Here is a 12,198-nt window from a genome sequence, read left to right as displayed (position 1 = left end):
TCCGGGGTACCTCTTCCGCCCCGGGCCTTCGCTCCCCGCCGTACCGCCCCACCGGTGCCGCGCACAGGATGCGCACCGGGCGCGGCCGGGCGAGCACGGAGAACGCTAACCGTCCCGCCCCAAAGGTGCATCCGGGTAATTAGCGCCCCTCCCAAGAGATGCTTATGGTTGAGGGGTGATCGAAGCCCGTCATCTCCGTGTTCTGCGCGCCGTGGCCGCCACCGGCTCGTTCTCCGCCGCGGCCCGCGAACTGGGCTGCACACAGCCCGCGGTCAGCCAGCAGATGAAGGCCCTCGAGTCCTCGGCCGGGACCACGCTGCTGATCCGCACCGGACGCGAGATGCGGCTCACGCAGGCGGGCGAGGCCCTCGTCCGGCACGCCTCGGGCATCCTGGCCGGGCTCACCGCCGCGGAGGAGGAGGTCGCCGCGATCGCCGGGCTGCGAGCCGGCCGGGTCCGGCTCGTGTCGTTCCCCAGCGGCAGTTCCACCCTGGTGCCCGGGGCCCTCGCGGCACTGCGCGCGGCCCATCCCGGCACCCGGGTCTCCCTGGTCGAGGCCGAGCCGCCGCGCTCGGTCGAGATGTTGCGCGAGGGCGACTGCGACATCGCGCTGGCATTCCGCTACGGCGCTCCGGGCGCCGAATGGGAGGACCTGGTCGTGCGTCCGCTCCTCGCCGACCGGCTGATCGGCCTGGTCCCCGAGGGGCACCGGCTGTCCGGTACGGGGGCGGTCACCATCGCCGAGCTGGCCGAGGAGTCGTGGATCGCCGGCTGTCCGCGCTGCCGGCGCCAGTTGGTGGAGGTCTGCGAGGAGGCGGGCTTCACGCCCCGGATCGATTTCGCCACCGACGACTACCCCGCGGTCGTCGGGCTGGTGGGGGCCGGGCTCGGGGTGGCGGTGCTGCCGGAACTGGCGATCGAGTCGGTACGCACCAAAGGGGTCCGCACCGTCGCGGTCGAACCGGCCGTCGAGCGCGAGATCGTCGCCCTGACCCTCCCCGACCTGGCGCAGGTGCCCGCCGTGGCGGCCACACTGGACCGGCTGTCCCTGGCGGCCGCCCGCTGACCGGGGGACCGCCCGTGACCCGCCTGCCGGCCGGTCGCTGCCCGTGACACGGCGCGGGAGGCCGCGCGTGTGATCCGCGCCGGGGGCCCGGGCGGCTCGGAAGCGTGCGTGACCCGGCTCGGGGCCTGCCTGTGACCCGGCCTCCCTCGGTGGTCGGGTGATGAAGAAACGTTTTTCGTCTTACTGGACCGCGCGGGCCGCCGGGATCAGCCGTGCCCCGCCGGGGACGGAACGCCGCCCGACGGTGCCGATGCCGCGATCAGACGGTTGCGGGCCCGCCCCATGAGCTCCTCGCGCTCGTCCTCGGTGAGTCCGCCCCACACGCCGTAGGGCTCCCGTACGGCCAGCGCGTGTGCCGCGCACTCGGCGCGTACCGGGCATCGCATGCAGACCTCTTTCGCCGAGTTCTCGCGGGCGCTGCGTGCCGCCCCGCGCTCACCCTCGGGGTGGAAGAACAGCGAGCTGTCGACCCCGCGGCAGGCCGCCAACAGTTGCCAGTCCCACAGATCGGCGTTGGGTCCGGGAAGGCGGGAGAAATCTGCCATTGCTTGTCCCCTCAAACCATGCTGAGTCGGAAACGTCGTTGTCGTCCGGTGTCGTCTATTTTGATTGTGCCCATGACACTTACATCCACGATGCAAGTAGATGTAAATATGACTGATTGCGAATCTAGCCACAGACACCGGGAAAAGGGAAGAAGACCCGCTAAATGGGGCATATCTTCATATGGAAAACCGGTTGATGGCTGGACGATCCGCGTCGCTCTCCTCCGTGCACGCCTCCTCACGTAGAGTGCCGAACCCGGTCGTCGAACCCGTAACTCTTTCGAGTGACCATCGTTGAGAGGGCGGAAGTGGTTGACAGAAAAAGCGATCGGGCAGATGTCCGAGAGCGTCAACCGCTCAGGTGACGACTTGTGAACAGCCTGGAGGCTCAAGGTGACGCGCATCAGCTGCGGAGGGCGGCCATGACATCCGTCCTCGTCTGCGACGACTCCCCGCTTGCCCGAGAGGCGCTCCGTCGCGCGGTCGCGACCGTGCCCGGCGTCGAGCGTGTGACGACGGCGGCCAACGGCGAGGAAGTCCTCCGCCGCTGGGGCGCCGACCGTTCGGATCTGATTCTGATGGACGTACGCATGCCCGGTCTCGGGGGTGTGGAGACGGTCCGGCGGCTGCTCTCCGCCGACCCCGGCGCCAGGATCATCATGCTGACCGTCGCCGAGGACCTGGACGGCGTCGCGCTCGCGGTCGCCGCCGGTGCCCGCGGCTATCTCCACAAGGACGCCTCCCGCGCCGAGTTGCGGGCCACCGTCACCCAGGCGCTGGCCGATCCGACGTGGCGGCTCGCTCCGCGCAGGCTGCGGTCGGCCGAGATGGGTGCCGCGCCCACGCTCACCGCGCGGGAGATCCAGGTGCTCGAAGGGATGAGCCACGGTCGCTCGAACGCCGAGATCGGCCGGGAGCTGTTCCTCTCCGAGGACACGGTGAAGACGCATGCCAGGCGTCTGTTCAAGAAGCTCGGCGCCTCGGACCGCGCCCATGCCGTCGCTCTCGGCTTCCGCTGGGGCCTGGTCCGCTGAGGGCCGGTCGTGACCGGCGGTCGACCGTCTCCCCGTCCGCGCTCCGGCGGGCGGGGTGCCGCGACCGCCGTGCGCGGGGCGGGCACCGCCGCACCGGTGGTGTCCGCCGGGCCGGCCGCGTCCGCCGGGCCGACGGCATGTGACGCTTCACGGCCGATGGCGCATCCTTGAGACGTGGAGTTCCTCGGGAACGATTCGGTCGAGCGGAAGGGGAGGGCGCAGGACATGACTTCCGGCGCACCCGCTCATAACGCTTCGGTGCACAACTACGGACGCGGCGGAGCGGAAGACGAGACTCCGAGGCACCATGGTCCGATGCGCGACGACGAGACGACGGTGATCGGTGCACTGGTGCACCGCGCCGTCGAGGGCGATGCGCAGGCCACCCATGATCTGTTGGCCCATGTTCACCCGCTCGCGCTGCGTTACTGCAGGTCGCGGCTGAGTCGTCTGCCCGGTGACGCGCGCCACTTCGTCGAGGACCTGGCGCAGGAGGTGTGCGTCGCGGTGCTCATGGCGCTGCCGCGCTACAAGGACACCGGCAGACCCTTCGAAGCCTTCGTCTTCGCCATCGCGGGCCACAAGGTGGCCGATCTCCAGCGGGCCGCCATGCGGCACCCGGGGTCGACGGCCGTGCCCTCCGACGAGATGCCCGAGCGGCCAGACGACTCGCTCGGCCCCGAGGAGCGCGCGCTGCTCAGCAGCGACGCGGCCTGGGCCAAGAAGCTCCTGGCGAACCTCCCCGACAACCAGCGCGAGCTGCTCGTGCTCCGGGTCGCGGTCGGCCTGACCGCCGAGGAGACCGGGCAGATGCTGGGCATGTCACCGGGCGCCGTCCGGGTCGCCCAGCACCGTGCGCTGAGCAGGCTGCGGGCGCTCGCCGAGCAGTGAATCGGGGCCGACCGACGGGGCTTCCCGGGCTCCGGCTCCCGTTCCCGTCACGGTTCCGGGTACGTCCCTCGCCTCTCGTGCGTACCGTTCGTGCACGATCCGTGCCGCTCCGGTTTCGTACGAACCTACAGAACCTGTAGGTGATCTTGCACGTGGAATGAGACACGTGCGAAGGCCGTTAGCATGGACATCCGCACCGATCAAGGCCATTTGGGGAAGGTGTCATGACTGCAAACGTCGACGGAGTGCCCGAGAAATTCGCGACGCTCGGGCTGACATACGACGACGTGCTGCTGCTGCCCGGCGCGTCCGACATGGCGCCCGATCAGATCGACACCTCCTCGTACATCTCCAAGAACGTGCGGGTGAACATCCCGCTGCTCTCCGCCGCGATGGACAAGGTCACCGAGGCCCGCATGGCGATCGCCATGGCCCGGCAGGGCGGCGCCGGTGTGCTCCACCGCAACCTCTCCATCGCCGACCAGGCCAACCAGGTCGACCTGGTGAAGCGCTCCGAGTCCGGCATGGTCACCGACCCGATCACGGTGCACCCGGACGCGACCCTGCACGACGCCGACGAGCTGTGCGCCAAGTTCCGCATCAGCGGCGTCCCGGTCACCGACGCGGCCGGCAAGCTGCTCGGCATCGTCACCAACCGCGACATGGCGTTCGAGCCGGACCGCTCGCGCCAGGTGCGCGAGGTCATGACGCCGATGCCGCTGGTCACGGGCAAGGTCGGCATCTCCGGCGTGGATGCCATGGAGCTGCTGCGCCGTCACAAGATCGAGAAGCTTCCGCTGGTCGACGAGGCGGGCGTCCTCAAGGGCCTCATCACCGTCAAGGACTTCGTCAAGGCCGAGCAGTACCCGAACGCCGCGAAGGACAAGGAGGGCCGGCTGCTGGTCGGCGCCGCCGTCGGTGTCGCGGGGGACGCCTTCGAGCGGGCCCAGGCGCTGATCGAGGCGGGTGTCGACTTCATCGTCGTGGACACCGCCCACGGCCACTCCCGGCTGGTCGGCGACATGGTCGCCAAGATCAAGTCGAACGCGTCCGGCGTCGACGTCATCGGTGGCAACATCGCCACCCGTGACGGCGCCCAGGCACTGATCGACGCCGGTGCCGACGGCATCAAGGTCGGCGTCGGCCCCGGTTCCATCTGCACCACCCGCGTCGTCGCCGGTATCGGCGTTCCGCAGGTCACCGCGATCTACGAGGCTTCGCTCGCCGCGAAGGAGGCGGGCGTGCCGGTCATCGGCGACGGCGGCCTGCAGTACTCCGGCGACATCGCCAAGGCCCTGGTGGCCGGCGCGGACACCGTGATGCTCGGCTCGCTGCTCGCGGGCTGCGAGGAGTCCCCGGGCGAGCTGCTCTTCATCAACGGCAAGCAGTTCAAGTCGTACCGCGGCATGGGTTCGCTCGGCGCGATGCAGTCCCGCGGCGACCGCAAGTCGTTCTCCAAGGACCGCTACTTCCAGGAGGGCGTCGCCTCCGACGAGAAGCTGGTCCCCGAGGGCATCGAGGGCCAGGTCCCCTACCGCGGCCCGCTCTCCGCGGTCGTCCACCAGCTCACCGGCGGTCTGCGCCAGTCGATGTTCTACGTCGGCGGCCGCACCGTGCCGGAGCTCCAGGCCAACGGCCGGTTCGTCCGGATCACCTCCGCGGGCCTCAAGGAGAGCCACCCGCACGACATCCAGATGACGGTCGAGGCGCCCAACTACAGCAGGGAGTAGCGCGCGCCGGCGCCCCGAGGGGCGGACCCGGGCTTTTCCGGCCCCGCTGGGCGACCAGCGGGGCCCGGCAACTCCCGGGGCCGCCCCTCCGCCGTGTGTCGGGGATACTGGACAGCGCAGACATAGAGGGAAAGGCCACACCATCGTGACTGAGATCGAGATCGGGCGCGGCAAGCGCGGCCGCCGGGCATACGCGTTCGACGACATCGCCGTCGTTCCGAGCCGCCGAACCCGCGACCCGAAGGAGGTCTCGATCGCCTGGCAGATCGACGCCTACCGCTTCGAGCTGCCGTTCCTGGCCGCCCCCATGGACTCGGTGGTCTCCCCGCAGACCGCGATCCGCATCGGTGAGCTGGGCGGTCTCGGTGTCCTCAACCTGGAAGGGCTGTGGACCCGGTACGAGGACCCGCAGCCGCTGCTGGACGAGATCGCCGAGATGCCGGCCGAGTCCGCCACCCGCCGTCTCCAGGAGATCTACGCCGCTCCGATCCAGGAGGAACTGATCGGGCAGCGCATCAAGGAGGTGCGCGACGCCGGGGTCGTCACCGCCGCGGCGCTCTCCCCGCAGCGCACTGCCCAGTTCTCCAAGGCGGTCGTCGACGCGGGTGTGGACATCTTCGTCATCCGCGGTACGACGGTCTCCGCCGAGCACGTGTCTGGCGCGGCCGAGCCGCTCAACCTCAAGCAGTTCATCTACGAGCTGGACGTCCCGGTGATCGTCGGCGGCTGCGCCACGTACACCGCCGCCCTGCACCTGATGCGTACCGGTGCGGCCGGTGTGCTCGTCGGTTTCGGCGGGGGCGCCGCGCACACCACGCGCAACGTCTTCGGCATCCAGGTGCCGATGGCGACGGCGGTCGCCGACGTGGCCGGGGCCCGCCGCGACTACATGGACGAGTCGGGCGGCCGGTACGTGCACGTGATCGCGGACGGCGGCGTCGGCTGGTCCGGCGACCTGCCGAAGGCCATCGCCTGCGGTGCGGACGCCGTGATGATGGGCTCCCCGCTGGCCCGTGCGACGGACGCGCCGGGCCGCGGCCGGCACTGGGGCATGGAGGCCGTCCACGAGGACGTGCCGCGCGGCAAGCTGGTGGACCTCGGTTCCGTCGGCACGACCGAAGAGGTCCTCACCGGTCCCTCGCACTCGCCGGACGGCTCGATGAACATCTTCGGCGCACTGCGCCGGGCGATGGCGACGACGGGGTACAGCGAACTCAAGGAGTTCCAGCGCGTCGAGGTGACGGTGGCGGACTCGCAGCACCGCCGCTGACCGTCTCGCGTCCGCCGGGCGCCTCCGGCGACACATGGGCGAAGGCCCCGGAACCGCATGTGGGTTCCGGGGCCTTCGCCCATGTCCGGCGGGGCGCGCCTTTTCGATCACGCCTTTTCGATCAGGCCTTCGTGGGAGCGCCGTCCCGGTCACGCCTTCTTGGCGCCACCGAAGGCCGCCACGGCGCCGAGCAGCAGGAAGACGTAGGTCATGAAGTCCGAGCCCTCGCTCCACGCCTTCGTCAGCACGTCGAAGTGGTCGATGAAGAGTGTGGACGCGGACTGGTGGACCAGGTCGGACAGGATGATCGAGATGCCGATCAGCTGGCCGAGGTAGACGGCGCCCACGGACAGGACGGCGCTGACGACGGGCAGGATCGGGTTGCGCCCGCCGACCTTGCTCGCCGCGAAGCCGACGAGGAAGCCGACGCCGATGGCGATGTAGCCGACCTCGCGCTCGATCGCTCCGGCGATGACGCCGTAGAGGAAGGCACCGACGAGCGCGGCGACCACGGCCGCGACCAGCCCGAGGGCCACCTTGTCGCGGGGCGGCGCCGGCGGGGCGAAGGGCGCGCCGCCGAACGCGGGGGCGGGCTGGCCGGGCTGGCCGTAGGCGCCGGGCTGCTGACCGGCGAACGGGTTGCCGGTCGGGGCGCCGGGCTGCTGGCCCGCGTACGGGTTGCCGTCTCCCGGCTGGGCGCCGGGCTGCTGGGCGGCGTACGGGTTGCCGTCGACGGGCTGGGAGCCGGGCTGCTGGTTCGGCGGCGGCACGGGCTGGCTCATGGTGGGATCCCCCTTGGAGCGGAAGCGCACGATTGTGCGAGAAGTGACGCCGCAGGCTAGCAGTCGGCTATGACATCGCCTACCGGAATCCCCGAAGACCCCGAAGCTTCCGCAGCCCCCGGAATGCCTGGTTCACAGCCGGTGCGCGGCCCCCGCCGGGGTCGCGCCCCGGGTGTCCAGGAGCAGTTGGGCCTTCACGGCGAGACCCTGGAGGTCGTACGTGCGGTGGTGCTGGAGCAGCACTGTGAGGTCGGCGTTCGACGCGGCCTCGTACAGCGAGTCGGCGCGCGGGACGGGGAGGTCGCGTACCCGCCAGTCCAGGACGTACGGGTCGTGGTAGCCGATCTGCGCGCCCATGTCGAGCAGCCGGGAGGCGATCTCCCGGGCGGCGGACGCCTCCTGGTCCGCGAGGTCGGGCTTGTAGGTGACGCCGAGGAGCAGCACGCGGGCGCCGCGCACCGACTTGCCGTGCTCGTTCAGCAGGGTGGCGCAGCGCTGGATCACGTACTGCGGCATCCGGTCGTTGATCTCCTGGGCGAGCGCGACCATGCGCAGCGGGTGGCCGGGGGTGCGGCTGTGGTACGGGAGGCGTCCCGGGTCGACGGGGACGCCGTGTCCGCCGACGCCGGGCCCCGGGCGGAACGCCTGGAAGCCGAAGGGCTTGGTCTCGGCGCACCGGATGACGTCCCACAGGTCGACCCCGAGGTCGTGGCAGAGCACCGCCATCTCGTTCACGAGGGCGATGTTGACGTGCCGGAAGTTGGTCTCCAGCACCTTCGTCATCTCGGCCTCGCGCAGCCCGCGGGCGCGGACCACCTTGTCGGTGAGCCGGCCGTAGAAGGCGGCGGCGGACTCGGTGCAGACGGGGGTGAGGCCGCCGATGACCCTGGGGGTGCTGGCGTGGACGTGGGTCCGGTTGCCGGGGTCGAGGCGGCTCGGCGCGTGGGCGAGGTGGAAGTCCTGTCCGGCGCGCAGTCCCGAGCCCTCTTCGAGGAGCGGCCGGATGTGTCCCTCGGTGGTGCCGGGCTGTACGGCCGACTCCACCAGCACAGTGGTGTGGGGGCGCAGCCGGGCGGCGAGCGCGCGGGTGGCGTCGGTGAGCGCGGCGAGGTCGAGGGTGCGGTCGGCGCCGAGCGGGGTGGGGGCGCAGATGACCGCGGTGCGGACCCGGCCGAGTTCGGCCGGGTCGGTGGTGGGCCGGAAGCCCCCCGAGAGCATCCGGCGGACGTCCGACGCGGTGAGGGAGCCCTCGACGGGGGTGCGGCCGGCGGCGAGTTCGGCGTGGGCGCGCGGATCGGTGTCGTAGCCGACGGTTTCGATGCCGGCGGCCACGGCGGCCTGTGCGAGGGGCAGGCCGAGGTGGCCGAGTCCGATGACAGCGAGGTCTGCGGGCATATGGGGCCGTCCTTCCCTCGGACCGGGCGGGGCACGGAGGTCGGCGTCCTCCGTGTAACCGGCCGGTACATGGCCATGAGAGCAGAAAGCGCAACCGCTGGGGACAGCGCGATGTCAGACTAGGCGTAAATATGACCTATATGAAGCATTTGTAAGGTGTCGCGAGGCCCGTGCCGCCCCCGCTGTCGTCCGCGGTTGTCCACAGGCGGTGGCCGAAGTCGTGGACGGCGGACAGAATCGAGGGGTGGGCCGGGGCGTCCGACCGATCGGTCGGGTCGCGTTCCGTGCCGGACCAGCCCGAGCCACCCGGGAGGCAGCAGTGAGGACAGCGACACTGGGACCCGCGGATCGCGCCGAGGCGCTCGCCGCCATGGCCGAGCGCGAACTGGACGTGCTGGTCGTGGGGGCGGGCGTGGTTGGCGCCGGTACGGCGCTGGACGCCGCGACGAGAGGGCTCTCGACCGGCCTGGTCGAGGCGCGCGACTGGGCCTCGGGCACGTCGAGCCGGTCGAGCAAGCTGATCCACGGCGGGCTGCGATATCTGGAGATGCTGGACTTCGCGCTCGTACGGGAGGCGTTGAAGGAGCGCGGACTGCTCCTCCAGCGGCTGGCCCCGCATCTGGTGAAGCCCGTGCCGTTCCTCTACCCGCTGCGGCACAAGGGCTGGGAGCGGTTCTACGCGGGCTCCGGCGTGGCGCTCTACGACGCGATGTCGGTGTCGTCGGGACACGGCCGCGGTCTGCCCGTCCACCGGCACCTCTCCCGCCGCAACGCGCTGCGGGTCGCCCCGGCACTGCGGAAGGACGCCCTGGTCGGGGCGTTGCAGTACTACGACGCGCAGATGGACGACGCCCGCTACACGGCGACGCTGGTGCGCACCGCCGCCGCGTACGGCGCCCGGGTGGCGAACCGGGCGCGGGTGATCGGCTTCCTCCGGGAGGGCGAACGGGTCGTCGGCGCCCGGGTGCAGGACGTCGAGGCGGGAGGGGAGTACGAGGTCAGGGCCAAGCAGGTGGTGAACGCGACCGGCGTGTGGACGGACGACACCCAGGCGTTGATCGGGGAGCGCGGACTGTTCCACGTCCGGGCGTCCAAGGGGATCCACCTGGTCGTCCCGAAGGACCGCGTCCACTCGTCGACCGGCCTGATCCTGCGGACCGAGAAGTCCGTCCTCTTCGTCATCCCGTGGGGACGGCACTGGATCATCGGGACGACCGACACCGACTGGGACCTGGACAAGGCGCACCCGGCGGCGTCCAGCGCCGACATCGACTATCTCCTCGAACACGTCAACAGCGTGCTGGCCACCCCGCTGACCAGGGACGACGTCCAGGGCGTCTACGCGGGGCTGCGCCCGCTGCTGGCCGGCGAGTCGGAGGCGACCAGCAAGCTCTCGCGCGAGCACACGGTGGCGCATCCGCTGCCGGGCCTCGTCGTCGTGGCGGGCGGCAAGTACACCACGTACCGGGTGATGGCGAAGGACGCCGTGGACGAGGCGGTGCACGGTCTCGACCAGCGGGTGGCGGAATGCGTCACGGAGGACGTCCCGCTGCTGGGCGCGGAGGGGTACCGGGCGCTGTGGAACGCCCGCGCGCGGATCGCCGTCCGGACGGGGCTGCACGTCGTCCGCGTCGAGCATCTGCTCAACCGCTACGGCTCGCTGACGGAGGAGATCCTGGAACTGATCGCCGCCGACCCGGTCCTGGGCGAGCCGCTGCCCGCCGCCGACGACTACTTGAAGGCCGAGATCGTCTACGCCGCCTCGCACGAGGGCGCCCGGCACCTCGACGACGTCCTGACCCGGCGCACCCGGATCTCCATCGAGACCTTCGACCGGGGCACGCGCAGCGCCCGGCTCTGCGCGGAGCTGATGGCGCCGGTGCTGGGCTGGGACGAGCGGCAGATCGACCGGGAGGTCGAGCACTACGAGAAGCGGGTGCAGGCGGAACGGGAGTCGCAGCGTCAGCCGGACGACCTCACGGCGGACGCTGCGCGGCTCGGCGCGCCGGACATCGTGCCCCTCTGAGAGCCTGTCGGGTGACCTCTGACCGGGCGGCCACGCCCTGGCACGCACGCTTCCGGGGTTACCGGGATGCCCTCGTAGCTCCTTCCCCAAGCTCTCAAGGAGCAGGGGAGACCTCATCCGAAGACATCCCGGCGCCTTGGAATCGCACGCACCATGCCGCGTCCGCTTTCCGATCGAAGGTCGTCCGACAGGCTCTGAGGGCTGTCCCGCCCCAGGCCCTGTCGTCACACGTCCGCCTGCGGTGCGGCGGTGCGCGGCGGGGCGGGCTCAGCCGCTGTGCGCGCGGGGGCAGAATTCCGCTTCGAGCAGCGCCCGTTCGAGTTGCGGCGCGCCGGCCAGGCTGTCCGTGTCGACCCGGAACGTCAGGATGTGGCGGCCCCCGGGGGTGGCCGCGGTCCGGACGTAGCTGCCCGGGATGTGCCCGTTGTGGCCCCAGACGGTGACGGCGCAGGAGAGCTTCTGCGGATAGACGCCCAGGCCGTAGACGCCGCGCGTGGCGGTGGTGTCGAACAGGTCCGCGAGCTGGGCGGGAGGGAGGAGACGGCCGCCGAGCAGGGCCGCGTAGAAGTGGTTCAGGTCGTCGAGCGTGGAGATCAGTTCCCCGGCCGCGCCCGCGGTGCGCGGGTCCAGTGCGGTGACGTCGCGAAGGGAGCCGTCGGCCGGGTCGCGCGTGAAGCCGCGGCCGTGCGGTGAGGGCAGCGAGGTCCGGCGGCCCGGCAGGGATGTGCCAGTGAGACGCAGGGGGGTGATGATGCGTCGGCGGATCTCCTCGGCGTAGTCGTGCCCCGTGACGCGCCGGACGACGAGTCCGAGGACGACGTAGTTGGTGTTGGAGTAGGCGTAGCGGCCGGGGGAGTTCGCCGGCCGGTGGGACAGGGCGATGCGGACCGTGTCGACGGCGGACGGCGGCCGGACGGGGGAACCGGCGGAGACGGGCAGGGGCGGGGCGTCGGCGGTGTAGTCGGGGAGGCCACTGGTGTGATTGAGCAGGGCCCGCAGGGTGATGCGGCGGCCGTCGTTGCCGTTGCCCCGGATCAGGCCGGGCAGCAGCCGGTCGACGGAGTCCGAGAGTCGCAGCCGCTTCTCCCGGGCGAGTTGGAGCACGACCGTGGCGACGAAGGTCTTGGTGATGCTGCCGACCCGGAACCGGTCCACCCTGCGGATGCCGGGCCCCGTCGAGCGGAAGGTGCCGTGCGGTGCCGAGGAGGCACGACCGGCCAGCAATGCCGCCGTGGGAGCGCCGCCCTCGGCGACAAGCCGGGGAAGGTGGGAAGCCGCGGGGGTGAGGTGTGGTTCCCTGTGCAGGGGCGTCGTGCCCAGTCCCAGCAGCGCCAGCAGCAACGGGACGGAGAACAGCGCCCGGAGTGTCGGCATGGCGGGGATTCCCTTCCTCGGGGCACATCATGACGGGTCCGTGGACCGGGCACCCGACCGGGGCGCTGACCTGGCACCATGACCG

10 protein-coding genes are annotated in these 12,198 nt (G+C 71.2%); 6 read left to right on the top strand and 4 right to left on the bottom strand.

Features of this window, described 5'->3' with window-relative positions:
* Positions 1-175: 175 nt before the first annotated feature.
* Positions 176-1,066, top strand: coding sequence for a LysR family transcriptional regulator (locus AB0E67_RS04580; protein ID WP_362020823.1), 891 nt, complete (start codon positions 176-178; stop codon positions 1,064-1,066).
* A gap of 206 nt (positions 1,067-1,272) precedes the next feature.
* Here the strand turns inward: AB0E67_RS04580 and AB0E67_RS04575 are convergent, their stop codons facing one another.
* Positions 1,273-1,611, bottom strand: coding sequence for a WhiB family transcriptional regulator (locus tag AB0E67_RS04575; RefSeq protein WP_073786897.1), 339 nt, complete (start codon positions 1,609-1,611; stop codon positions 1,273-1,275).
* 422 nt (positions 1,612-2,033) lie between these two features.
* Between AB0E67_RS04575 and AB0E67_RS04570 the strand changes: the two genes are divergently transcribed.
* From AB0E67_RS04570 to AB0E67_RS04555, 4 genes are all read left to right on the top strand, one after another.
* Complete coding sequence (locus AB0E67_RS04570; protein ID WP_003948568.1) at positions 2,034-2,645, top strand: response regulator transcription factor; 612 nt, start codon at positions 2,034-2,036, stop codon at positions 2,643-2,645.
* Positions 2,646-2,960: 315 nt separating this feature from the next.
* Entirely contained in the window at positions 2,961-3,536 is a 576-nt protein-coding gene (locus tag AB0E67_RS04565; RefSeq protein ID WP_073786900.1) for a sigma-70 family RNA polymerase sigma factor, read from the top strand.
* A 224-nt stretch (positions 3,537-3,760) separates the two neighbouring features.
* A complete protein-coding gene (gene guaB / locus AB0E67_RS04560) occupies positions 3,761-5,266 on the top strand; it encodes an IMP dehydrogenase (RefSeq protein WP_362020819.1) in 1,506 nt (501 codons plus the stop codon).
* 145 nt (positions 5,267-5,411) lie between these two features.
* On the top strand, positions 5,412-6,536 hold the full coding sequence (locus AB0E67_RS04555; protein ID WP_360116307.1) for a GuaB3 family IMP dehydrogenase-related protein: 1,125 nt from the start codon (positions 5,412-5,414) through the stop codon (positions 6,534-6,536).
* 149 nt (positions 6,537-6,685) lie between these two features.
* Here the strand turns inward: AB0E67_RS04555 and AB0E67_RS04550 are convergent, their stop codons facing one another.
* Positions 6,686-7,318 carry a hypothetical protein gene (locus AB0E67_RS04550; protein ID WP_362020816.1) on the bottom strand — a complete coding sequence of 211 codons (633 nt, stop codon included), beginning with the start codon at positions 7,316-7,318 and terminating at the stop codon, positions 6,686-6,688.
* Positions 7,319-7,450: 132 nt separating this feature from the next.
* A complete protein-coding gene (locus AB0E67_RS04545; protein ID WP_362020813.1) occupies positions 7,451-8,713 on the bottom strand; it encodes a nucleotide sugar dehydrogenase in 1,263 nt (420 codons plus the stop codon).
* Positions 8,714-9,032: 319 nt separating this feature from the next.
* On the opposite strand from AB0E67_RS04545, the gene AB0E67_RS04540 reads away from it, so the two are divergent.
* On the top strand, positions 9,033-10,739 hold the full coding sequence (locus tag AB0E67_RS04540; protein ID WP_362020810.1) for a glycerol-3-phosphate dehydrogenase/oxidase: 1,707 nt from the start codon (positions 9,033-9,035) through the stop codon (positions 10,737-10,739).
* A 267-nt stretch (positions 10,740-11,006) separates the two neighbouring features.
* Here the strand turns inward: AB0E67_RS04540 and AB0E67_RS04535 are convergent, their stop codons facing one another.
* Complete coding sequence (locus tag AB0E67_RS04535; protein WP_362020807.1) at positions 11,007-12,113, bottom strand: serine hydrolase domain-containing protein; 1,107 nt, start codon at positions 12,111-12,113, stop codon at positions 11,007-11,009.
* Positions 12,114-12,198: the final 85 nt, after the last annotated feature.

It is taken from the genome of Streptomyces sp. NPDC032161, assembly GCF_040636995.1.
In the GTDB taxonomy this organism is placed as follows: Bacteria; Actinomycetota; Actinomycetes; order Streptomycetales; family Streptomycetaceae; genus Streptomyces.
This window is presented reverse-complemented; position numbering and strand designations above follow the sequence as displayed.